Origin of the sequence: Flavobacterium sp. FlaQc-47 (assembly GCF_044006475.1) — a bacterium.
Classification (GTDB): Bacteria; Bacteroidota; Bacteroidia; order Flavobacteriales; family Flavobacteriaceae; genus Flavobacterium.
Map to the genome: position 1 here is coordinate 283886 of NZ_JBIPCQ010000003.1, position 21452 is coordinate 305337.

A 21452-nucleotide genomic window follows, 5' to 3' on the forward strand; every position below is an offset into this window, starting at 1 on the left:
AAAAGAATGAAAAAATTAACCACATTAACCTTGTTGATGGTGTCCTTTTTTGCGATTGCACAACAAGAAACAATAGACCAGAAAGTCAATGCTCTATTGAAAAAAATGACTATCGAAGAAAAAATAGGTCAGCTTAATCAATATACAGGAGATAATTCTGCAACCGGACCAATCACAATTAATCCAAATAAACAAGCCGAAATAAAAGCCGGAATTGTAGGTTCAATGCTTAATATTGTTGGTACAAAATACACCAGGCAATATCAGGAATTAGCGATGCAATCTCGTTTAAAAATTCCGTTGTTATTTGGTCAGGACGTTATACACGGTTACAAAACTACATTTCCAATTCCGTTAGCCGAAGCTGCGAGTTGGGATTTAGCAGCGATAGAACTGGCGGCAAGAGTTGCAGCAACAGAAGCTTCTGCAAGCGGAATTCACTGGACATTTGCACCAATGGTTGATATTAGTCGCGATCCTCGTTGGGGAAGAGTAATGGAAGGTGCCGGAGAAGATACGTATCTGGGATCTAAAATTGCGTATGCCAGAGTAAAAGGTTTTCAGGGAAATAAACTGGGAGATTTAAATTCCGTTATGGCTTGCGTAAAACACTTTGCAGCTTATGGCGCAGCGGTTGCCGGAAGAGATTACAACTCTGTAGATATGAGCGAAAGAATGTTGTGGGAAACCTATTTGCCACCATTCAAAGCGGCTCTTGATGCCGGCGCAGCTACTTTTATGAATTCATTTAATGATTTAAACGGAATTCCTGCAACCGGAAATGCACATTTACAACGTGATATCTTAAAAGGAAAATGGAATTTTCAGGGATTTGTAGTTTCAGATTGGGGATCGATTGGTGAAATGGTAGCGCACGGATATTCTAAAGATCTTAAAGCGGCCTCACTTTCTGCAATTACAGCCGGAAGCGATATGGATATGGAAAGTAATGCGTACCGATATCATTTAGCCGAATTGGTGAAAGAAGGAAAAGTACCTGTCACTTTGATTGATGATGCCGTAAAAAGAATTCTTCGTAAAAAATATGAATTAGGATTATTTGAAGATCCTTATAAATATTCAGATGAAAACCGAGCTGAAAAAGCGTTGAGTAATCCTGAAAACAGAAAAGCAGCTCTTGAAGTAGCGCAAAAAAGTATTGTTTTATTAAAGAATGAAAACCAAACATTACCGCTTTCTAAAAACCTGAAAACTATTGCATTCATTGGACCAATGGTAAAAGAATACAAAGCTAATATGGGATTTTGGTCTGTAGAATTACCAGATGTTGATTATGATAAATGGGTAGTTTCGCAATGGGATGGTTTACAAAATAAAGTAGGTAAAAACACAAAATTGCTTTACGCCAAAGGTTGTGAAGTGGATGGAGACAATAAAGATGGTTTTGCCGAAGCAGTTGCAACTGCAAAACAAGCCGATGTCGTTATTTTAAGTATTGGTGAAAGACGCGACATGAGCGGTGAAGCAAAAAGCCGCAGCAATCTTGGTTTACCAGGCGTTCAGGAAGATCTGGTAAAAGCAATTCAGGCAACAGGAAAACCCGTTGTGGTTTTAGTAAATGCCGGACGTCCTTTAATTTTTAACTGGACGGCAGATAATGTTCCTGCAATTGTATATACCTGGTGGTTAGGCACAGAAGCCGGAAATGCAATTGCAAATGTATTATTTGGAGATTATAATCCGTCAGGAAAATTGCCAATGACTTTTCCGAGAGAAGTGGGACAAGTGCCAATATATTACAATCATTTTAGCACAGGAAGACCAGCTCCAAACGAAAATTCAACAGGATATGTTTCTTCTTATATCGACTTGAAAAACTCTCCTAAATTCCCTTTCGGTTATGGTTTGAGTTATACGAAATTCGATTATTCAGGTTTGAAATTGTCTTCGGTTAAAATGAAAAATAATGAAACAATAAAAGTTTCTTTTCAATTATCAAATGTGGGGAAAGTTGCCGGAGAAGATGTGGTGCAATTGTATTTAAAAGATAAATTTGGATCTGTGGTAAGACCCGTTTTAGAATTAAGAGATTTCCAAAAAGTAAAATTAAATGCAGGAGAATCTAAAACAATTGAATTTACAATTGACAAACAAAAACTTTCTTTCTACAATGATAAATTAGAATTTGTTGCAGAACCAGGAGATTTTGAAGTGATGATTGGCGCTTCATCAGCAGATATCAAATTAAAATCTGATTTCGAATTGCTTTAAACCAAAATCACAAATAAAGAATTAGTAGATTTAAAAAAATCTGCTCAATCTGCAAAATCTGCGAGAAAAATATCTAACACATAGAAACATAGATATTATTGTTGTAAACAGTAATACAAAAAGAAATACATTTCTTTCACATATAACTATGAGTCTTATAACTAAGTGAAACGCCTTTTTTAAAGAATATAAATCTATGTTTCTATGTGTTAGAAAATAATCGCAAAAACAATTTACAATAAAAAACGGGGCTAAATTTTAGCTCCGTTTTTGTATAATTACTTTACCAGTTTCTTGAAATTAAATTTCATCAAATTCATAAATCCTTGTTCTATAATATCAATTCCAAGTCCGAAATTACTATCTGCAACCTCATGATGCGCATTTCTGAATTCTTCAAAATCTGCTTGCGGAATTTCTAAATTGACTAAAGGCGTAAAATCAACATTAATTGTTGCACCATTTTTAGTTACTTTTTTACGGCTTGTATAATCAAAATACGGATTTTTGATTGTGCTTTCCTGAACCGTATATTTTTCGTCTACATCAATTCTCTGATCGGTATAAAGATTGATTTCATATTTTTCATTATCAAAATTGTGCCAGAAAGCAATATCAGTATGTAAAAAATCACGTGCATTGTTCTTAATTACATTTCTATCAAAATACATTAAAAAACGATTCTTTTGTGCATCTGTAAAATAAGGGTTTTCAACATTTGACTTATATTGAATTGTGTATTCATTCAATCGTTTATCATCGCTTACAGTTTCAATTGTTGCGTCTTTGAAAATATTTCTAACATCAGTTCCGTTTCTGTCATTGTTGTAATTCAACGTATAAAAAAAGAAATTATTCCAGCTGTCAATGATTTCTCTTTTGTTCGTGTTTTTAAAATACTTACGCATATAATTGGCACGATTTCCTTTGTAAGTTGTCGTTAATGAAAGCTTCCCGATATTATTTTCAACGTTAAATTCAGCTTTTTCATTAATACCGTAATAGGGAAATTTATGCGCTTTTTTAATTTGTAAATCCTGATTTGGCTTCACCTCCAGATAATGCATGAAATAAATAAATCCACGATTTTCAATCAATCCAAATTCATCACGACTTGTTGCGTCAATAAAATAAGTTTCACCTTTATAATCAATTTTTACAATTACGTGATTGAAAGTCAATAATGAAGGTAAATAATATTTAAGGTAATGATCCGTATTGAAATTCACTAAAACCACAGATGAATCAACCTTTATATAATCTAAAATCACTTTCAGTAAAACACATTTTGCTTTGCAGTCTCCCTGTTTATTTTGATACGTTATAGCTGGTTCCTGCGGTTTGTGACCATTCATTTCATCAGCATTAAAAACGTAATAAACATGATTTTGCACATAATCTATCGCAAATTGCAACTGCTCATCTTTATTGGTAATAGCATCCAGTTTTTCAACCAGATTAGGAGCGAATTCCTGTAAAGATGATGTGCTGTAAACAGCCTCATATAAAGGAGAAATATAATTTGATAAGTCGATCCAGTTACTATTAGTCGCAAAATCAATAAAAGGCGCAATTTCCCTATTGGTGTCTACAAAATTGATATAGTTTTCTTTTTGGATAGTAAATCTTTGACCTTTTTCTAAATAATTGATTTCCGGCGCCAAAACATTTCCATCTTCATCTCTGAAAAAAGTTTTTTTGTAGGCAATCGTATTTTTGCGATCATTGATAAAAGTATAATTATAGCTTCCGTAAGCCCAGTAAGTACTTGGACTAACCCAAACAAACTTCGAAAACTCCTTACGCAAAAAGTCACGTTCCGTAAAAACTTTTACACGTGAATCCTCCATGATTAAAACATCATAAAGGCGCAAATCTTTTATGGTAATATTGATTTTTTTATTGCTGCTCAAAACGCCGCCATCGCTTTGGTTTTCACTGTCAAGCACTTTAATTTTAGTATCAGGAATTTTATCAATTAAAACACCTTCTCTTAAAACGCTTATTCTGTGTATGATATAAGTCTCATTTTCTTCCACCACAACATCCATTACAGATGCATTTTCCAGATTTGAAGGTTCGTTCAAAGTATAGGCAACGCAGGCATATTCACTATTTTGCTCATCACTTGTGTAATAAATTTTATCTAAAAAATAGCAATAATCTCTTCCTTCATCAATTTGTTTACTTGCAAAATCTGATTCTTTAATGTATTCAATAAGTTGATTGTCATTAGTATTGGTCGCCCATTCTGCAGGCTTTTGAATTTTGTAATTCTCTGATTGAATAAGATTTTCCATCGTTGTTTTTTAATGTTATTTCAAATTATTAGTTCAGGTATAATCTTACTTTAGCGCATTTTTAAAACGTAAATTTCGAGAATGCTTTGCTATAGTTAAAATTAAAGTAATTTAAATTGAGAATAAAATTGCGTTATTTTATTGACATTGGCAAAGGTAATTCCAAAAAATATTCGGTTAATATGCAATGAAACTTAAAAATTTAAAAAATATACAAGCGACGAAATACAACTATTTAAAACAAAAAAACCTTGCCGTTTAGCAAGGTTGTATAAATTTTGAGAAGTACAATATAAATAAAAGCCCAATAATAATATTGATTTTAAAATTTCAGAATTACTTCAAAACTGTATGAATGAAATCCATAGCGCCAATTCCTTTATAAGATGCAAATAATGCCTTATCAAAAGCTTCACGTTTTGCCTTTTTATCTTTTGCTTCGGTTTCAACAATCATCTGGTTGAAAATTCTTTCCTGTTCTTCGCTGTATTTTAAAGAAGCTTCTAATAAATAAGTCTTAGAAACAAAGCCGAACGAAGTCCAGATTTTTGTTCTAATTTTTTCGTTTATATTTTTTAACGGATTGGTAATCATATCTCCTGCATTAACATTCTACTTTCAATTGAATTAAATAAACTACAAATACCAGTTGTTCTGTAATAATATTCTTTATATATAATAAAAAAATAACAGATTGCCTTTTAATTGTGTTATTATGACGCAATGTAATTATTTTTTTGATTCGATTTTTAATTTTAAGTGAAAATTGTGAATCATAAATTTTTGCATTTATGCTTTTGAGGTTGTTAATTACAGCATTTTTGAAAAAAAGTTTTGGTTCTCTAAAAATGCCTTAAATTGCATCTTTATTTAGAATGGAATATTGATTTAATAAAAGTGAATGTCAAAAGGAATAATAATGAATAACGAAAATTACCAACCCGGACTTTCTATAGATTGTGTCATTTTTGGTTTTCATGATAATCAGCTTAAAATTTTATTGATTAAAACCCCTTACGAAGACAAATGGTCTTTACCAGGCGGATTTATTCCTATTGATGAAGATATTGATACCGCAGCAGTTACTGTTTTAAACGAACGAACCGGAATGGAAGGTATTTTCCTGAGGCAGTTTGCCACATTTGGTAGAGTAAAACGGAACGATCAACATTTTGGGAATGCAGTTCTGGAACATTTCAAAATCCCTAAAGAAGCAGGAAAATGGTTTACGCAGCGTTTTGTGACCATTGGATATTATGCCTTAGTTGATTTTTTAAAAGCGATTCCGCAGAAGGAAAACAGTCTTGAAATTATAGAATGGATCGATCATAAAGAAGTTCCGGAACTTATTTTAGATCATAGGGAAATCCTGGATAAAGCCTTAAATACACTTAGAATTGAATTGAATTTAATGCCAATAGGGTATAATTTATTGCCCGAAAAATTTACAATGCCGGAGCTTCAAAAATTGTATGAAACGATTTTAGATAAAAAGCTGGACAGACGAAACTTTCTTCGTAAAATCAATAATATCGGAATTTTAAATAAACTCGACGAAAAGAAAAGTAATGTCGCTCATAAAGCACCTAATTTATATACTTTTGATAAAGATAAATACGAGGAAGTCCTTAAAAACGGCTTGAATCAGGGGTGGTAAAAATTACTCAACAATAGTTCTAAAAGTTAAATTTACCCTGGGTTTTGATGTTGTCTTTGTTGGAGGTAATCGATGTAACCAATGTGTTTGGGTTGTATCTTTCATGACCAATAAACTACCATGTTCTAAGATTAAAGAAACAGTTTCTTTAGATTCCTTATGTTTGAAAGCAAACTTACGTTCAGCGCCAAAACTTAAGGAACCAATTGCGCCATTTTTTTTTAAATCTTTTTCAGCATCGCTGTGCCACGCCATCCCTTCATCGCCGGAATGATATAAATTAAGTAAGCAAGAATTGAATGTTTCACCTGTTTTTTTCTCAATTTCGGTTTTTAATTCAAGTAACTCCTTCGTCCACGGTAAAGCTTTTTTGGTCGTATTCGAATACGTATATTCAAAACCAGAATCACCGTACCAGGCTACTTTTCGCTTCGTAATAATTAATTTTCCAAAGATAATAGCTTCGTCATTTTTCCATTCGATAGTATTCAATAAAACGTCCAGATAGTGATTTGCATTTTCTCGTAAAAACAATTTTCCATAATAATTTACAGTTCCGTCTTTAGGAAGAAGATTTGTAGTTTCGTTTATTTCGGGATTAAATAAGTCCATTTTTCCAGTTTTGATATTCGGTTTTCATGCAATGTCCGCAAGGTCTGAAACCATTTAATCCAGCTTCGTTTTCAGATAAAAAGAAGACCCGATTTTCTCGTTTCATTCTTTTTCCCGAAGCGCATTTCAGCGTTCCGTAAATTTTAAGTTTTTGGTTTCCACCAAAGCAAATTTCCGAATTTTTAATTTTAATTCGGAGATCTGAATCGGAAATTTTATTGTGCTCAATCATCTTTTTTAAGGTTCAAAGGCTCAAAGGCTCAAAGGTCCAAAGTTACAAAGGGATACGGCCTATAAGAAAACCTCTGTACCTTTGAACCTTAATTTAACGCATCATGAAAAATAATTCCTAACGTATGTCTTTCACCGGAATGAATTTCGCTCACGCCATGTTTCATGTTTACGCGATAATATCCTTTTGTGCCTTTAACAGGTCTGAAATTTGTTGTAAAAAACAAAACATCACCTTTTTTAGGTTTCAAAACAATTGCTTTAGATTGCGCTCTGGGCGTTTGTTGCGTCAATACAAATTCTCCACCTGTAAAATCGACATCAGGTTCATTCAGGAAAAGCAACATTTGAATAGGGAAATAGACATCTCCATATAGATCCTGATGCAGGGTGTTAAAACCACTTTTACCATATTTTAAAATTAAAACAGTTGCCTTTAATTGGTTATTGTCATGACATTGTTCCAGTAATTTTTCGTGTGTTTCAGGGAAAATTGTGTTGATATTTAATGCTTTCATCCACGCATTTGCAATTGGCGCAAGCTTAGGATAAATACTATTTCGGATTGTCTGAATTAAATCAGGCAATGGATAATTGAAATATTTATATTCGCCCAAACCAAACCTGTAACGTTCCATTACAACCGTTTTTCGATATAAATTCGGATTCGCGTAATCAAATTTTAAATCCTCACATTGCTCGTTATTAATTAAATTCGGAATAATAGCAAATCCATTTTCGTGCATAGATTCGGTGATGCGTTCCCAATTAAGAGAAGCAATTTTTGATTGTATATTTTGCATTTTTCAGGATGTTGCTATTTCACAAAAGAGGGCAGATAATTCTTCAGGTTTACTAAAAAAAGGAGAATGGCTGGTTGGCAGACTGTATACTTTTTCGCAAATAGTTTCAGTATACATTTTTTTCTGAATAAATGGTGTTACAGCTTTGTCATCAGTGCATTCTATATAAAATCTGCGAACGCTGCCATATTTCTGTTCAGATAATTCCAGCGGTGTAATTCCTGTCGCAACTGGTTCGTGACTCAATAATAGTTTTGCTAATTGCGTTATACCATCTTCGCAATCATGATACAGACCTTCTTTATAAATTTCTGTTTGCAAAGTATGCGCGTTCAATTCCGGATATCTGGTAACGTACGGTTTTAAAACACCATCAATATCCTGAACTGAATACTCGGATTGGGTTTTGCCGTTTGGAATTAAATAAGCCGCCAGATAAATAAGTTTCTCAATTTTTTCTGACCTGTATTCTGCAGCTTGCGAAATCATGATTCCGTTTTTACTATGCCCAACAAGGATTACCTGTTCCTCTAAACTATCAATTAATGCGCAAATTTTTTGTACCGAAGTTTGTAATGTTACCTGCTCAATAGGTGTTTTGTCCCTTCCCATTCCAGGTAAGTCTATTGCAATTGCTTTATGACCTTTACTTTCTAAAATAGGAATTATTTTGTGCCAATTCCATGAACTATGCCAGGAACCGTGAATTAAAATAAATGTTTTCATCTTATAATATTTATTATTTATAAGACAAAATTACTTTTGAACTCAGGAAGATAAAATCTGTTTCTTGCTCAATTATAAGCTAATTTGAACGCCTTCCCAACCAATAATCGCTGTTTTACGGGTGTTTCCCCACATATAACCGCCAAAGGTTCCTGAAGATTGAATCACACGATGACACGGAATCAGGAATGCAACAGGATTACTCCCAATAGCAGTTCCTACAGCGCGTGAAGCATTGGGCTTTTCTATTTGTTGTGCAATTGTACCATAAGTTGAAAGTTTTCCCATAGGAATTTTAAGTAAGGTCTCCCATACTTTCAACTGAAAATCAGTTCCTTTTAAATGCAGTTTTATTTCAGATAATTTACTCCAGTCGTTCTGGAAAATAAACAAAGCGTTTTGTTGTGCCAAATCTAATTTTTTAGAGAATGTTGCATTTGGGAATTTGTTTTGGAGATCGGGAAATCCAGTTTCTTCATCTTCGGCGAAAGCCATAAAACAAACTCCTTTATTGGTCGACGCAACAATAATATTCCCAAACGGACTTTCGGCAAAACTATAATTTATTTCCAGGTTTTTACCGCCGTTTTTATATTCGGAAGGAGTCATGCCTTCGATGTTAACAAATAAATCATGTAACCGGCTTGTTCCGGATAATCCGGTATCAAATGCCGCATCAAACAGAGTGGCACGATTGTTTTCCTTGAGGATTTTTTTAGCATGTTCGACACTAATATATTGCAGGAATTTCTTCGGACTTGTTCCTGCCCAATCTGTAAACAAACGCTGAAAATGAAAAGGACTTAAATGTACTTTTTCAGCCACCTCATCTAAGTTGGGTTGTTCCTTAAAGTTGGACTTGATATAGTCTATAGCTTCGGCAATGCGATTATAATTGATATTTTCCTGTGTGTTCATTTCGTTCCATTTTATAAGGCAAATATCGGCAGGGTTTTGTCGTCATAAAATCCGAAACTTGCTGAAGTTAGGATTGTTTTGTTTCAGGTTTCAGCTTCTGTATAACCTGAAACGGGAAATTTTTTTACAATTCTTTTTGCATTTTAAAGTTGATGAGTTCAACGCCTAATCTTATGTTTTTTTGCTCAGCTTTTGTAATAAAACCTTTTTTCTCAAAGAATGGTTTTGCCGTTATACTTACATCAGCAGTAATTGTTTTTGAATGCTCTTTTATAGCTTCAGCTTCTAATTGATTAAAGATATTATCAGCAATTTTTTGACGTTGAAAATCCTTGTGAACACAAAAGAAATCAATATAATTCCCATCTTTTAAAGTTCCGTAACCTACAATTTTAGTATCATTAACAGCTAATAAAACAAATTGGCTGTGAATAAGTTTCAGCCAGCGTTCTGAATCATCGAGACTGGAAATCCATGCATTGATTTGTAAAGGATTGTAATCGCTTTTGCAAACCCATTTAATGGTTTCAAAATACATTTCCTGCATTTCTTTTAAGTCTGAAATTGTAGCTTTTCTGAAATTCATTTTCTGGATATTTAAATTAATGAGCCGTAGTTTTAGAAAAAATATTAATAACTATGACACCTGCCATAATTAAAACCAAGCCAATAATCGCTGGTAAATCCGGTATTTGTTTAAAAAATACTGAACCAATAATTGTGATCAAAACAATGCCGACTCCTGACCAAATCGCATAAGCAATCCCAACAGGAATTGTTCTAATGGCAAAACTCAAGAAGTAAAATGCTGCAAAATAGCCCACAATTGTAATAATGCTTGGAATAAGCCGGGTAAATTCTTCTGATTTTTTTAATGCAGATGTTGCAATGATTTCAAATATAATGGCAATACCTAAAAATATAAAATTCTTCATATCACGTTTTTTACAAAGTTAATCTTTGTATTCACGTGAAAGAAAAATTTATAGAATAGTATACATAAATTAATCGTGTTTTTTAATTATGGTAACTCAATATCAATTAGTTTAAAAGGTATTTTTTTAATTGATTTATCCGTTTCAATATTAATTACTAATTTCCAGCTGGGATTTGGTTTTTCTTCAAAATAATAGGTAAACAGAGCATCACTTCTCATACTGCCATTTCGTTCTATTTTCTTTCCGGTTGTATCTTCAAAATATAAATCGACAAATTTAGATTTATCGCCATTTACATAAAAATAAATTTTATTGTCGTCAGTAGTATCATCAGAGCTAAAAAGACCTTCAAAAGCACCTAATAATCCCTGAGCTAACTGTCTTGCAGCTTCCGGCAATTTTTTAAGTTCTTCTTCTTTTTTATCTTTATTCTCCTTGACATATTTTGCGTAAGATTCTTTTGTTAAATAAATTATTTCTAATCCTGATTTAGCAGGTAAAAGATTTACATTGGTTTTATTCTGGTAATTCGTAATTTTTATTTCACTGCCATTTGCCTGATTTGGATTGTACAAGCTTACTTCTCCGCTAAGTTCTTTAATGGTTTTTACTTTTCTGGCTGGAATTTTAGTTTCTACTTTAATCTTAGCAGTTTGATCTATTTTAGTATAGTCATCATTGTTTTTATCCTCAGTAAGTAAATCGATACCTTGATCATCAATTGCTTTAGTGATTTTACTGATCTTAACAAATTTGTATTTTCTTACCTCATCACCGGAGATTTTTAATTCAATTTCACATTCGTTGCTAAATGAATTATCTGATGTAGATCTCTTTTCATTTATCTCACTAACCGATATTTTTTGAGAGAACGAAACTGATGTAATAATTAGAAACAGGCTTGTACTAAGTAATTTTATTTTCATTGTAGATTTTATTTGTACTGGTATTTGGTTTTATTTTGCTGCGAATATATCGATATATTTCAGAATTAATTTACAAGACCAAATAGTATTTGAACGATTTCAAAAAAATAAAATAACAAATTATTTAAGTTCCGCATTTCTTAGTGAAATACTAATTAATTTATAACCATTTTCAGTTCTTAAAAATTCAAAATGATCTTGTCCGTGATCCGTTTTGTTTTTTGGAGATATAACAATATTTTTCACAGGATTGATCCAGTCTTTTGGCTGATGGCAATTGTCAAAATATTGATCATATTCATCAGCTTCATAAATAAATTTATTTAAGCTCTGAGAGAAAATATGATAATCACAATCTACTGCTTTAAGCTGAAGCAGCTTTGCTTTTATTAGTTTGTAATTTTGTTCTATAAAGCTGGCTTTTGGTTTACTGACCCATCCATCAACGTCTTGTTCTTTCCAGTAAGTGATTTTATCATATGAATTTTTAAGCAAATTTTCTTTTGATAAATCAGTCAGGAAATTGTTTTTCAGCCACAATTTAAATTCTTTATCAAAATTGATAAAGGAATAATATTGATCGTCAACACCAAGAAAATTTTCTCTTATTTCGTCTTTACTTGGTTCTTTTGATTTTTGAAGAGAATAAAAATTAAGTTCGTCATTATAACCAAAATTCTCAATCAGGATTTTATTATTGATATCAATAAGATATTCTTTACCGCCACCCCAGCTAAAATGACCGTCACCGCCTGAATCCATTACTTTTGTTGCGCCTTTTAGTGCGATAATCATTCCGTTTCTAACTCTGGTTAAATCGCTGTATTCAGTAGGAATTACAATGTTTCCATGAGCGTTAAATAAACCCATTTTATCTGTCTTATAATCTTTAAACCTGATAAAACCTTCATTTTCGCAATCTGCACCATTATCAAAAATGTACAAACTATCACGACCAACAATTCTCCCGGATTTAGTTAGGTAATAACTTTTCCAGTTTTCTTTCATTTCTTCTGAAACTACAATGATGTCATCAAATTTATTAGCAAAAGTAAGTCCCATAAATTTAGGCGCTATTTTGATATTTCCTTTTTGATCTTTAAATCCTATGTGCGTAGTGTCTTTGTCCCAAAATGAAATCCACGTATCTTTATTTTGCGCAAATAAGGCACATTTTACAAAAAGAAATATATAAATAACGATACTATTTTTCATGGGCATTTATTTAGCGTTTATTGCCATTGCAATATGAATACAGGTAAAAGAGATTTCTGTTGAATCACGTACTTCACATAAAACTTTTTCAATCATAACCTGTTTTATAGCTAATATATAAATATAATTAATTGCTTTTTAAGTTTTAAACAAAAACCCTTACTATATTTGATATAATAAGGGTTTTTGGTAATTTTAAACTACTCTAACTTTTAGTAGATTTTTTTTGTTGTTCTTTTTCCTCTTTTTCTTTTTGTTTCTTTTCCTTTTCTGCTTCTTTAACCTTTTTTTCTTCCTCTTGTTTCTTGGTTAGTTCTTCTTTTTCTGCTTTCGAGGTTTCTATTTGTTTTTTGAAGTCTTCAATTTTTTTAGAACTGGATTCAAGTTTTGTCTTTGCATCGTTTAATTTTTCTTCAGACTTGGCTATTTTCTTTTCAGAATTTTCGATGTCTTTTTGAGAATCAGAATTGTTGTTTTTTTCAGAGTTGTTTTTAAGATTGGAAAGTTGATCTTGGTTGGTCTTTAAATCTGCGTTTAATTTCTCTGTTTTCTCTTCTAGTTTCTTTTTGTTCTTCTCTTCTTTCGCTAATTTATTTTCGGCAGTTTGAATTTTATTTGTTTGCGACATCATATTTCTCATTTGCCATTGCTGATCAGATGTTCTTCGTTCACTTGCCCATTTTTGATTCTGGTTGTTCATTTGCTGATGCATTGCTCTGGCTTGGTTATTAAATTGCGCAGAAGCAAAAAAAGGAAGTAGTAGCAATAGCATTAAAATAAAGCGTGTTCTCATGATTTAGGTTTAGGTTTTTTTTGAATCCAAATGTATATTTAATTTTAAAAATTATTCAAAAATATCTGATTAATTTTCAGCTCATCTTAAATTGAGTTATAAGTCTCAAAAACCCAACATGATTTCAAAACAATCAGTGCTTCGTGATAGATTTTAAATTAAAAAACAAAACCCGGCAGATTTTAAAATCTGTCGGGTTTGAAATAGGTATTTAAGAAATCAGGATTTAGAGTCTAAACTCTAAATTCAAGAAATCTAAAATTTACTAGTATCTGTAGTACTCTGGTTTAAATGGACCTTGAACTTCAACACCAATATAAGCAGCCTGATCGTCACGTAAAGTTTCCAATTCAACTCCTAATTTAGCAAGGTGCAAAGCAGCAACTTTTTCATCTAAATGTTTCGGTAACATATAAACGTCATTGTTGTAAGCAGCGCTGTTTTTCCATAATTCGATTTGTGCCAAAGTTTGGTTCGTAAATGAGTTACTCATTACAAAACTTGGGTGACCTGTAGCGCAACCAAGGTTTACCAAACGACCTTCAGCAAGAATGATGATGTCTTTTCCAGCAATAGTATATTTATCAACCTGAGGTTTGATTTCGATTTTAGATGCACCGTGGTTTTTGTTCAACCACGCCATATCAATTTCGTTATCAAAGTGTCCGATGTTACAAACAACAGTTTTGTCTTTCATTTGCTCGAAATGAGATCCAAGAACGATATCTTTATTTCCAGTAGTTGTAATGATGATATCAGCATTAGCAACAACAGTGTTTAATTTTTTAACTTCATAACCGTCCATTGCAGCTTGTAAAGCACAAATTGGGTCAATTTCAGTAACAGTTACAATAGATCCTGCACCTCTGAAAGAAGCAGCAGTTCCTTTTCCAACATCACCGTATCCACAAACGATAACTCTTTTCCCAGCTAACATTAAGTCAGTTGCACGACGTACAGCATCTACAGCAGATTCTTTACAACCGTATTTGTTATCAAATTTAGATTTAGTAACAGAGTCATTAATGTTGATTGCAGGCATTGGTAAAGTTCCGGCTTTTACTCTTTCGTAAAGCCTGTGAACTCCAGTTGTAGTTTCTTCAGAAAGTCCCTTGATTCCAGGAACCAATTCAGGGAAACGATCAATAACCATGTTTGTTAAATCTCCACCATCATCTAAGATCATGTTCAATGGTTTTCTGTCTTCACCAAAGAATAAAGTTTGCTCAATACACCAGTCAAATGATTGCTCATCTAAACCTTTCCATGCATAAACCTGAATTCCTGCAGCAGCAATAGCAGCAGCAGCCTGATCCTGAGTAGAGAAAATGTTACAAGAAGACCAGGTAACCTCAGCACCAAGAGCAATTAAAGTTTCGATCAAAACAGCAGTTTGAATCGTCATGTGCAAACATCCAGCGATACGAGCACCTGCAAGAGGTTGTTCGTCTTTATATTCAGCACGAAGCGCCATTAAACCTGGCATTTCAGCTTCAGCCAGTTCAATTTCTTTTCTTCCCCAAGCCGCTAGAGAAATGTCTTTTACTTTGAAAGCCACAAAAGGCGTAGTTGTAGTACTCATTTATAGTATATTTGTAATTGTAAAATTTTTGCAAATTTACGTAATAACTTTAGAATTTTTACTATCTTCTATAAGATTTGTGAAATGTTTAATTTCTTAATCTTTAGAACATTAGTTTAAAAAATATTTTTAACCATATAAGTTATATAAGTTCATTTAAAAAGGATTCTTTGTGAAGTACTTTTATTGCGAATTGCTTAAATTTACTAAACACATATTTCTGACCCCTTAAGTTATATTTACTTATATCACTTATATGGTTTTAAGAAAAACAACCTTGCAACTCATAATTCATAATTAAAAAGTAATGCCTTTATTCCAAACCATACAATGCAACGAAACTACCAAAATCTTAATTTGGGAAATAACTGAATCATTCGAAGAGTTATTTTCTAAAGTGGTTTTAAAAGAAAAAACGCAGCAAAGGCTAAACGGAATGAAATCTCAAATGCACCAGCGTGCTTTTTTAAGCGTTCGAATGCTGATTCAGGAAATGGGTTTTACAGATAATGATTTGCATTATGACGAGTTTGGTAAACCGTATTTTGATTGTCATAATTTTATTTCAATTACACATTCGCATCATTTTGCAGCTATTATAATCAGCCATGAAACCGTAGGAATCGATATGGAATTGCAGCGAGAAAAAATCCTGCGTATCGCTGATAAATTTGTAGATTGTGAAAATAAATATTTATCCCCGGAAAACGTACAAGATTATGTACGGGAACTTACCATAATATGGGGCGCTAAAGAAGCCATCTTTAAAATTAGAAACGAAAAAGGAATCAGTTTCAAAGATCATATAAAAGTCGGGGCTTTTTCATTAAACGAAAACCAAACCGAAGCAAGTCTTCATTTTGATGATTTAGTAAAAGATTTTGATGTTCATTACAAGGAAATGAAATCAGCTAATTTTGATGGAAGTTTTACTTTAGTTTATGCTTTTGAGAAGTGATTTTTAGTCACAGTTTACGGTGATAGTTTTCAGAGAAATAGCAAAAATCTTGTCATTTCGACAGAAGGGAGAAATCGCACTAGTAGCTCGACAAAGATTGGCGATTTTCTGTGCAGAGTTTCGAGTGCGATTCGGTCGAAATGACAAAATGAGACAAATGACTAAACTTTGCTCATTTCTTACGATGCTCAAACATACTCATAAACAAAAAAGTACTCATTTTTCTTGCACGACGTTTTAGCGTACCGGCGTTTTCACCTTCAAAATGTTCGTCTATGGTTTGAAACCAATGATTCAGCCAGATTCCAAAAACCTCTGCTGTTATATTGCTTCCAAAATGAGCATCAACTTCGTTGTGTACCGTATGTGGATTGCCTTTATACTTTTTAACGGCAAATAAATTAGTTTCCCAAAAATCAGTCAGCTTTTCTAAGTGTGCGTCCCAATCTTTAATCGTTGTATTAAAATAAAAGCCAATCTCTTGATCGGCTCTTATTATAGTATAGAACTGATGTACTAAAAATGAGATATCAGCTCTGTTTTCTATTTGTTTCCTCATAGTATAAAATTGTTCAGGATTATTAATAAAACGCTTAATAATGTACTTACAATAATAAAGTTGAAAACCACTTTGTGTTTCATTTGTGCTAAAATAGAAGTATTCGCTAATATACACGCTAATACAATAATAGCAAGTTGTACCATTTGCCCAACAGAAGTTCCGTGAGACAGGATATACATCGCTGCAGCTGCACCTAAACAGCTTTGACCAATTACAGCCATTGCTGCAGAACCCATATAATTTTTATTGAAATTTTCGAATGTTGTTTGATATAGTGTCATGATAGTGAGATTTTTATACTACAAAGGTACATGCACTTTACGGCTTCAATTTATGATTAAAATCATAAAACAAGAACTATTTTATCGGTATACTTTCCTGTTGATTATTTTAAGAACGCCCTTTTTTTCGAGAGTTTTGATAGTTCTAATTACCGTTTCTACACGTAAACCCGTTAAATCGCCAATTTGCTGTCTGGTAAAATTGATGAGGTAGCCATTTTCATCTTTTTGGAAATTAAAATAAGCAATTCCGTGATCGATTAGTTTTAAAACGCGATGTTCAGGCTCCTGTGTTGACATTTCTGCCGCCATAACCGATTTGTAATATAAACGCTGTGCAAAATTCTCAATCATCTTAATGCTTATTTTAGGATTTTCTTCCAGCAATTTCATAAAGCTGCTCTTGGCAAGAACAAGAACTTCAGAATCGTCAACAGTAATAGCATTAGCAGGATAATTTTGGTTTAGAAATAAAGGAGGTTCTCCAAAAGATTGGTCTTTATAAAAAATACCCTGAATAAATTCGCGGCCATCATCATTATAATTACTCATTTTTACTTCTCCCGAAATAATTTGGTAGTAGTGCGCAGGAAGATTGCCTTCTTCAAAAATAATTTCATTTTTAGCGAAATATTTTTTTAAAGCCCCATATTTTTCCAGCAGATCAATTGTAATCATAATCTTGTTTTTAGCTATGACACAAATATAATTCATTCAAAATAGTTCTTCTGCATTAAAAAACTTTTACTTTTACGCCCGTTATGAGACAAAAAATACCCAACATACGCCAACAAATTTTGGAAGCTAAAAGTAATGGACAAAAATTACTGGCCATACTTTTAGATCCTGATAAAATTGTTTGGGAAAATTTAGATCATTTATTGCTTAAAATAAACCAATCGCCTGCAACACATATTTTTGTGGGAGGAAGCATTGTTGAGTCTGAGATTTTAGAAGATTTAATTTCAGCATTAAAACAAAAAACTAACTTACCGGTTGTAATATTTCCTGGTAATCCTTCCCAAATTTCACCTCAGGCAGATGCTATTTTATTCTTGTCTTTATTGTCCGGACGAAATCCGGATTATTTAATAGAATATCAGGTTCAGGCAGCACCAGTTCTTAAAAAAACAAATCTGGAAGTCATTTCTACAGGATATATTTTAATCGAAAGCGGAAATGAAACCGCTGTTGCGCGAGTGAGCAAAACAAAACCGCTAAATCGTGATAATTTCGATTTGGTTTTGGCAACTGCACAAGCTGGAGAAATGTTAGGCAACCAATTGATTTATTTAGAGGCAGGAAGCGGAGCCAAAAAACCGGTTCCTTTGGAAATGATACAGTTAATTGCTCAAAACATTAATATTCCTATTATTGTTGGGGGAGGAATTGTAGATTTGCAAGGAATTCAAAATGCCTATAATGCCGGCGCTGATTTAGTAGTTATAGGGACCGCTTTTGAAAATGACAGCCACTTTTTTGAATCATAAATAGAAACAACCAAAAACAACCCAAACCAATGATAGATTTTTTTCTTGAAAGTTACAAAAATGCTCCTTTATGGCATATTGTTTTAGAGTTTTTAGTTTTTGTATTTGGGATTTTAAGTGTCTGGTTTGCTAAAAAAGAAAATATTTGGGTATATCCAACTGGGTTGATCGCTACAGTTATTTCAGTTTACCTTTTATATGTTGCTGGTTACATTGGTGATATGATTATTAACGCCTACTTCTCTATTATGAGTATTTATGGTTGGTGGGTTTGGGCAAAAGGAGGAACGGTTGAAGATAATTTACCTATTACGAGAACGAATCTTAATGAAAAAATAATAGGGCTAATATTGTTCTTCGTGACTGTTTTTGTAGTTTTCGGAATTTATAAATATTTTGATTATGAAATTAAAAATGACAATTATGTCGATATGATTTCATCAGGAATATTTTTTGCAGGAATGTGGTACATGGCCAGGAAAAAGATCGAAAACTGGACACTTTGGATCATTGGTGATATTATTGTGGTGCCTCTTTATGCTTATCGTGGCTTAGGGATGTTGTCACTACAGTATTTAATTTTTACAATTTTGGCTATTTCAGCTTATTTAGAATGGAGAAAAATCTTAGACAGCAAAAAACAGCTATCATAAAAATTGCCTTATTTGGTCCTGAAAGCACGGGCAAAACCACATTGGCAAAACAACTTGCAGAATATTATGAAACCGAATGGGTTCCTGAATTCGCGCGGGATTATTTGCAGGAAAAATGGGAAGAGAACCAACACATTTGTGCTGCCGGTGATATGCTGCCAATTGCATACGGACAAGTTGCATTAGAAAATAAAAAGCTGACTTTGGCAAATAAATATTTGTTTTCTGATACCAATTTAATGGTTACCAAAGTTTTTTCTGAAATGTATTACGGTTTCTGTGATCCGCTACTAAACGAAGCGGCGCTAGAACATGAATACGATTTGTTTTTCCTGACTGATATAGATGTTCCTTGGGAAAAGGATGATATTAGAGATACTCCAAAAGGTAGAGAAACTGTATTTTCAGTTTTTAAACAAACCTTAATTGATGCTAAAAAGCCTTTTATAACGCTTTCCGGCGATAAAGAAAGTCGTCTGGCAAAAGCAATCTCTATTATAGATAATTTATCGATTGCGAATCAACATGATATTTCATCAGCAGATTTTGTTCAGATATACGATCACGAAATTCCTTTTGCTAAAATTCTAAAACAATTAGAAATTTTTAATAACGGAATCGCAAAAGCAAACCTAATAAGTCCGGCTACGATTAATAACGGAATTTTAAGTTTGTCAGAATCTGAATTTAAAGAGAAAGCTGCTTTTTTTGATCTTCAGAAAGAAAAATTAAAACTTAAAAAGTTTGTTCCGGCTTCAGGCGCAGCAAGCAGAATGTTTAAATTTTTAAGCGCTTTTTTGAATGATTTCGATATTAAAAAAGAAACTATAAACGCTTATATCAATAGAAAAAAAGACAGCGATTTATCTATTTTTATCGTAGCAATGGATAAATTTCCATTCTTTGAATCTTTAGATAAAAAGCTTAGGGAAATTTATCCCAATTTTGAAACTTTAGACAGGGATTACAAGAATTATTATTTTATAAAAATATTATTAGCTTCTGATTATTTCGATTTTGCCAATAAGCCGAAAGCAGTTGTACCATTTCATCAATATAAAACCCATATCGCAAATCCTATTGAAGAACACTTGAATGAATGTGTGCATTATGCAACAACTAATCAAGTTTCAAATTTGCATTTTACGGTTTCTGAAAATCATCAGAATTTATTTGAAAATGAAGTTGAGGTTCTTAAAGAAAAAGTAGAAAAATCATCAGGCGCTCAAATTAATATTAGTTATTCCTATCAAAATAAAAGCACAGATTCTATTTGTGTAGACGTGAAAAATATTCCTATCCGGGATAAAGAGAATAATTTAGTATTTAGACCCGGAGGACATGGAGCATTGATTGAAAATTTAAACGAAATGGAATCAGATATTATTTTTATAAAGAATATTGATAATGTAATTCAAAATCATATTGATAAAATATCGTTATACAAAAAAGCTTTAGCCGGCATTTTGATTGATGTTCAACAACACGTTTTTAGCTATTTAAAAGCTATTGAAAAGCAGGAAAAAAAAGAAAATAACATTGAGGAAATTGTTCTTTTTTTAAAGCAAAAACTAAATATTGAATTAAATAGCGACTTTAGTAAGTTTACTTTTGAAAATAAAATCAGTAAGATTAAAGATTTGTTAGAGAGGCCCATTCGTGTTTGCGGAATGGTTAAAAATGAAGGAGAACCCGGAGGAGGGCCTTTTTGGGTAAGAAATGATAAAGGAACAGTTTCATTGCAGATTGTAGAAACCTCTCAGGTAGATTTAGCGAATAAAAAGCAACAGGAAATTTTAGCAGAAGCAACGCATTTTAATCCGGTTGATTTAGTTTGCGGAATCAAAAATTATAAAAATGAAAAGTTTGATTTATTACAATTTACAGATCATAAAGCAGGATTTATTGTAGAGAAAAGTGTTGAAGGAAAAATAGTTAAAAGCTACGAATTACCGGGATTATGGAACGGAGCAATGGCAAACTGGCTCACGATTTTTGTAGCAGTTCCTTTGATTACTTTTAATCCGGTGAAAACAGTAAATGATTTATTAAAAGCAGCACATCAACCACAATAATGGATATCGAAAAAATTATATCAGAGTTAAGTTTTAAAGCCGTTAGAAGTAGTGGTGCAGGCGGACAAAACGTAAACAAAGTATCATCAAAAGTAGTTTTGAATTTTGATGTAAATACTTCTCGGGCTTTATCAGACGAAGAAAAATTGCTTCTATTAACCAATATTGCATCTCGTTTAACGACGGAAAATATCTTAATTTTAAATTGTGACGAAGACAGAAGCCAGCTTAAAAACAAAGATATTGTCATAAAACGTTTTCTGGAAATCATCAAAAAAGGACTATTCGTTCCCAAAGTTCGTAAAGCAACCAAAATTCCAAAATCAGTTATCAAAAAGCGAATTAAAAACAAAAAAAATATTTCTGAGAGAAAACAATCCCGCAAGAAACCAGACTTAGAATAAAATTCCAAAAAAATAAAAAATCCAAATTCCAATTGTAGAAATTATAGATTAAGTTTTGTTTTAATTGCCATTTTGATTGTTATTGATATTGACTTT

Annotated in this window: 23 protein-coding genes; 7 read left to right on the forward strand and 16 right to left on the reverse strand. The window is 32.5% G+C overall.

Features of this window, described 5'->3' with window-relative positions; all coding sequences use genetic code 11:
- Window positions 1-6: 6 nt before the first annotated feature.
- Window positions 7-2232, forward strand: coding sequence for a glycoside hydrolase family 3 N-terminal domain-containing protein (locus ACHRVX_RS10765; protein WP_395332034.1), 2226 nt, complete (start codon window positions 7-9; stop codon window positions 2230-2232).
- Window positions 2233-2510: 278 nt separating this feature from the next.
- Here ACHRVX_RS10765 and ACHRVX_RS10770 read toward each other — a convergent pair whose 3' ends face one another.
- Together ACHRVX_RS10770 and ACHRVX_RS10775 are read right to left on the reverse strand one after the other, a co-directional pair.
- Window positions 2511-4532, reverse strand: coding sequence for a DUF3857 domain-containing protein (locus tag ACHRVX_RS10770; RefSeq protein ID WP_395332036.1), 2022 nt, complete (start codon window positions 4530-4532; stop codon window positions 2511-2513).
- A gap of 336 nt (window positions 4533-4868) precedes the next feature.
- Entirely contained in the window at window positions 4869-5126 is a 258-nt protein-coding gene (locus tag ACHRVX_RS10775) for a hypothetical protein (protein ID WP_395332038.1), read from the reverse strand.
- A 307-nt stretch (window positions 5127-5433) separates the two neighbouring features.
- Between ACHRVX_RS10775 and ACHRVX_RS10780 the strand changes: the two genes are divergently transcribed.
- A complete protein-coding gene (locus ACHRVX_RS10780) occupies window positions 5434-6189 on the forward strand; it encodes an NrtR DNA-binding winged helix domain-containing protein (RefSeq protein WP_395332040.1) in 756 nt (251 codons plus the stop codon).
- Between the two features lie 3 nt (window positions 6190-6192).
- On the opposite strand, the gene ACHRVX_RS10785 is transcribed toward ACHRVX_RS10780, so the two are convergent.
- The 11 genes from ACHRVX_RS10785 to ahcY all read right to left on the reverse strand — a co-directional run bounded on the left by ACHRVX_RS10785 (window position 6193) and on the right by ahcY (window position 14933).
- Window positions 6193-6801, reverse strand: a complete 609-nt coding sequence (locus ACHRVX_RS10785) for an alpha-ketoglutarate-dependent dioxygenase AlkB family protein (protein ID WP_395332042.1) — start codon at window positions 6799-6801, stop codon at window positions 6193-6195.
- Complete coding sequence (locus tag ACHRVX_RS10790; RefSeq protein ID WP_395332044.1) at window positions 6788-7033, reverse strand: Ada metal-binding domain-containing protein; 246 nt, start codon at window positions 7031-7033, stop codon at window positions 6788-6790. Before ACHRVX_RS10790 ends, ACHRVX_RS10785 begins: the two co-directional genes overlap by 14 nt.
- 88 nt (window positions 7034-7121) lie before the next feature.
- On the reverse strand, window positions 7122-7835 hold the full coding sequence (locus tag ACHRVX_RS10795; RefSeq protein ID WP_395332046.1) for a 2OG-Fe(II) oxygenase: 714 nt from the start codon (window positions 7833-7835) through the stop codon (window positions 7122-7124).
- Window positions 7836-7838: 3 nt separating this feature from the next.
- Window positions 7839-8561, reverse strand: a complete 723-nt coding sequence (locus ACHRVX_RS10800) for an alpha/beta fold hydrolase (RefSeq protein WP_395332048.1) — start codon at window positions 8559-8561, stop codon at window positions 7839-7841.
- Window positions 8562-8633: 72 nt separating this feature from the next.
- Window positions 8634-9479: a bifunctional helix-turn-helix domain-containing protein/methylated-DNA--[protein]-cysteine S-methyltransferase gene (locus tag ACHRVX_RS10805; protein ID WP_395332050.1), complete on the reverse strand. Its 846-nt coding sequence runs from the start codon at window positions 9477-9479 to the stop codon at window positions 8634-8636.
- Window positions 9480-9603: 124 nt separating this feature from the next.
- Window positions 9604-10065, reverse strand: coding sequence for a GNAT family N-acetyltransferase (locus ACHRVX_RS10810; RefSeq protein WP_395332052.1), 462 nt, complete (start codon window positions 10063-10065; stop codon window positions 9604-9606).
- Between the two features lie 16 nt (window positions 10066-10081).
- Complete coding sequence (locus ACHRVX_RS10815; protein ID WP_395332054.1) at window positions 10082-10414, reverse strand: DMT family transporter; 333 nt, start codon at window positions 10412-10414, stop codon at window positions 10082-10084.
- A gap of 86 nt (window positions 10415-10500) precedes the next feature.
- On the reverse strand, window positions 10501-11343 hold the full coding sequence (locus ACHRVX_RS10820; RefSeq protein WP_395332056.1) for a hypothetical protein: 843 nt from the start codon (window positions 11341-11343) through the stop codon (window positions 10501-10503).
- A gap of 120 nt (window positions 11344-11463) precedes the next feature.
- The gene (locus tag ACHRVX_RS10825) at window positions 11464-12558 is read right to left on the reverse strand and encodes a hypothetical protein (RefSeq protein WP_395332058.1); all 1095 of its coding nucleotides are present in this window, start codon (window positions 12556-12558) and stop codon (window positions 11464-11466) included.
- Between the two features lie 205 nt (window positions 12559-12763).
- Entirely contained in the window at window positions 12764-13198 is a 435-nt protein-coding gene (locus tag ACHRVX_RS10830) for a hypothetical protein (RefSeq protein WP_395332060.1), read from the reverse strand.
- A 418-nt stretch (window positions 13199-13616) separates the two neighbouring features.
- Entirely contained in the window at window positions 13617-14933 is a 1317-nt protein-coding gene (gene ahcY / locus ACHRVX_RS10835) for an adenosylhomocysteinase (protein ID WP_213295186.1), read from the reverse strand.
- A gap of 307 nt (window positions 14934-15240) precedes the next feature.
- Between ahcY and ACHRVX_RS10840 the strand changes: the two genes are divergently transcribed.
- A complete protein-coding gene (locus ACHRVX_RS10840; RefSeq protein WP_395332062.1) occupies window positions 15241-15891 on the forward strand; it encodes a 4'-phosphopantetheinyl transferase family protein in 651 nt (216 codons plus the stop codon).
- Between the two features lie 172 nt (window positions 15892-16063).
- On the opposite strand, the gene ACHRVX_RS10845 is transcribed toward ACHRVX_RS10840, so the two are convergent.
- The 3 genes from ACHRVX_RS10845 to ACHRVX_RS10855 form a co-directional block, all read right to left on the reverse strand.
- Window positions 16064-16450 (reverse strand): group III truncated hemoglobin, encoded by a 387-nt coding sequence (locus ACHRVX_RS10845; RefSeq protein ID WP_395332064.1) that lies wholly within the window; start codon window positions 16448-16450, stop codon window positions 16064-16066.
- A complete protein-coding gene (locus tag ACHRVX_RS10850; RefSeq protein WP_395332066.1) occupies window positions 16447-16734 on the reverse strand; it encodes a hypothetical protein in 288 nt (95 codons plus the stop codon). The genes ACHRVX_RS10845 and ACHRVX_RS10850 overlap by 4 nt, the downstream gene beginning before the upstream one ends.
- Before the next feature lie 81 nt (window positions 16735-16815).
- On the reverse strand, window positions 16816-17412 hold the full coding sequence (locus ACHRVX_RS10855; RefSeq protein WP_395332068.1) for a Crp/Fnr family transcriptional regulator: 597 nt from the start codon (window positions 17410-17412) through the stop codon (window positions 16816-16818).
- Window positions 17413-17495: 83 nt separating this feature from the next.
- Here ACHRVX_RS10855 and ACHRVX_RS10860 point away from each other — a divergent pair, with 83 nt between their 5' ends.
- Genes ACHRVX_RS10860 through arfB form a run of 4 tightly spaced genes read left to right on the forward strand, consistent with a single transcriptional unit; the run spans window position 17496 to window position 21356 of the window.
- Window positions 17496-18224 (forward strand): geranylgeranylglyceryl/heptaprenylglyceryl phosphate synthase, encoded by a 729-nt coding sequence (locus ACHRVX_RS10860; protein WP_395332070.1) that lies wholly within the window; start codon window positions 17496-17498, stop codon window positions 18222-18224.
- A gap of 29 nt (window positions 18225-18253) precedes the next feature.
- Window positions 18254-18877, forward strand: coding sequence for a nicotinamide riboside transporter PnuC (pnuC, locus tag ACHRVX_RS10865; protein ID WP_395332072.1), 624 nt, complete (start codon window positions 18254-18256; stop codon window positions 18875-18877).
- Window positions 18838-20952 (forward strand): DUF4301 family protein, encoded by a 2115-nt coding sequence (locus ACHRVX_RS10870; protein WP_395332074.1) that lies wholly within the window; start codon window positions 18838-18840, stop codon window positions 20950-20952. Before pnuC ends, ACHRVX_RS10870 begins: the two co-directional genes overlap by 40 nt.
- Window positions 20952-21356 (forward strand): alternative ribosome rescue aminoacyl-tRNA hydrolase ArfB, encoded by a 405-nt coding sequence (gene arfB, locus ACHRVX_RS10875; RefSeq protein ID WP_395332076.1) that lies wholly within the window; start codon window positions 20952-20954, stop codon window positions 21354-21356. Before ACHRVX_RS10870 ends, arfB begins: the two co-directional genes overlap by 1 nt.
- Window positions 21357-21452 lie beyond the last annotated feature (96 nt).

What these genes read in the sequence shown, in the direction of transcription:
- ACHRVX_RS10765 (WP_395332034.1), top strand. Translation starts at nt 7, where the DNA reads ATGAAAAAATTAACCACATTAACCTTGTTGATGGTGTCCTTTTTTGCG.
- ACHRVX_RS10770 (WP_395332036.1), bottom strand. Translation starts at nt 4,532, where the DNA reads ATGGAAAATCTTATTCAATCAGAGAATTACAAAATTCAAAAGCCTGCA.
- ACHRVX_RS10775 (WP_395332038.1), bottom strand. Translation starts at nt 5,126, where the DNA reads ATGATTACCAATCCGTTAAAAAATATAAACGAAAAAATTAGAACAAAA.
- ACHRVX_RS10780 (WP_395332040.1), top strand. Translation starts at nt 5,434, where the DNA reads ATGTCAAAAGGAATAATAATGAATAACGAAAATTACCAACCCGGACTT.
- ACHRVX_RS10785 (WP_395332042.1), bottom strand. Translation starts at nt 6,801, where the DNA reads ATGGACTTATTTAATCCCGAAATAAACGAAACTACAAATCTTCTTCCT.
- ACHRVX_RS10790 (WP_395332044.1), bottom strand. Translation starts at nt 7,033, where the DNA reads ATGATTGAGCACAATAAAATTTCCGATTCAGATCTCCGAATTAAAATT.
- ACHRVX_RS10795 (WP_395332046.1), bottom strand. Translation starts at nt 7,835, where the DNA reads ATGCAAAATATACAATCAAAAATTGCTTCTCTTAATTGGGAACGCATC.
- ACHRVX_RS10800 (WP_395332048.1), bottom strand. Translation starts at nt 8,561, where the DNA reads ATGAAAACATTTATTTTAATTCACGGTTCCTGGCATAGTTCATGGAAT.
- ACHRVX_RS10805 (WP_395332050.1), bottom strand. Translation starts at nt 9,479, where the DNA reads ATGAACACACAGGAAAATATCAATTATAATCGCATTGCCGAAGCTATA.
- ACHRVX_RS10810 (WP_395332052.1), bottom strand. Translation starts at nt 10,065, where the DNA reads ATGAATTTCAGAAAAGCTACAATTTCAGACTTAAAAGAAATGCAGGAA.
- ACHRVX_RS10815 (WP_395332054.1), bottom strand. Translation starts at nt 10,414, where the DNA reads ATGAAGAATTTTATATTTTTAGGTATTGCCATTATATTTGAAATCATT.
- ACHRVX_RS10820 (WP_395332056.1), bottom strand. Translation starts at nt 11,343, where the DNA reads ATGAAAATAAAATTACTTAGTACAAGCCTGTTTCTAATTATTACATCA.
- ACHRVX_RS10825 (WP_395332058.1), bottom strand. Translation starts at nt 12,558, where the DNA reads ATGAAAAATAGTATCGTTATTTATATATTTCTTTTTGTAAAATGTGCC.
- ACHRVX_RS10830 (WP_395332060.1), bottom strand. Translation starts at nt 13,198, where the DNA reads ATGAGAAATATGATGTCGCAAACAAATAAAATTCAAACTGCCGAAAAT.
- ahcY (WP_213295186.1), bottom strand. Translation starts at nt 14,933, where the DNA reads ATGAGTACTACAACTACGCCTTTTGTGGCTTTCAAAGTAAAAGACATT.
- ACHRVX_RS10840 (WP_395332062.1), top strand. Translation starts at nt 15,241, where the DNA reads ATGCCTTTATTCCAAACCATACAATGCAACGAAACTACCAAAATCTTA.
- ACHRVX_RS10845 (WP_395332064.1), bottom strand. Translation starts at nt 16,450, where the DNA reads ATGAGGAAACAAATAGAAAACAGAGCTGATATCTCATTTTTAGTACAT.
- ACHRVX_RS10850 (WP_395332066.1), bottom strand. Translation starts at nt 16,734, where the DNA reads ATGACACTATATCAAACAACATTCGAAAATTTCAATAAAAATTATATG.
- ACHRVX_RS10855 (WP_395332068.1), bottom strand. Translation starts at nt 17,412, where the DNA reads ATGATTACAATTGATCTGCTGGAAAAATATGGGGCTTTAAAAAAATAT.
- ACHRVX_RS10860 (WP_395332070.1), top strand. Translation starts at nt 17,496, where the DNA reads ATGAGACAAAAAATACCCAACATACGCCAACAAATTTTGGAAGCTAAA.
- pnuC (WP_395332072.1), top strand. Translation starts at nt 18,254, where the DNA reads ATGATAGATTTTTTTCTTGAAAGTTACAAAAATGCTCCTTTATGGCAT.
- ACHRVX_RS10870 (WP_395332074.1), top strand. Translation starts at nt 18,838, where the DNA reads ATGGAGAAAAATCTTAGACAGCAAAAAACAGCTATCATAAAAATTGCC.
- arfB (WP_395332076.1), top strand. Translation starts at nt 20,952, where the DNA reads ATGGATATCGAAAAAATTATATCAGAGTTAAGTTTTAAAGCCGTTAGA.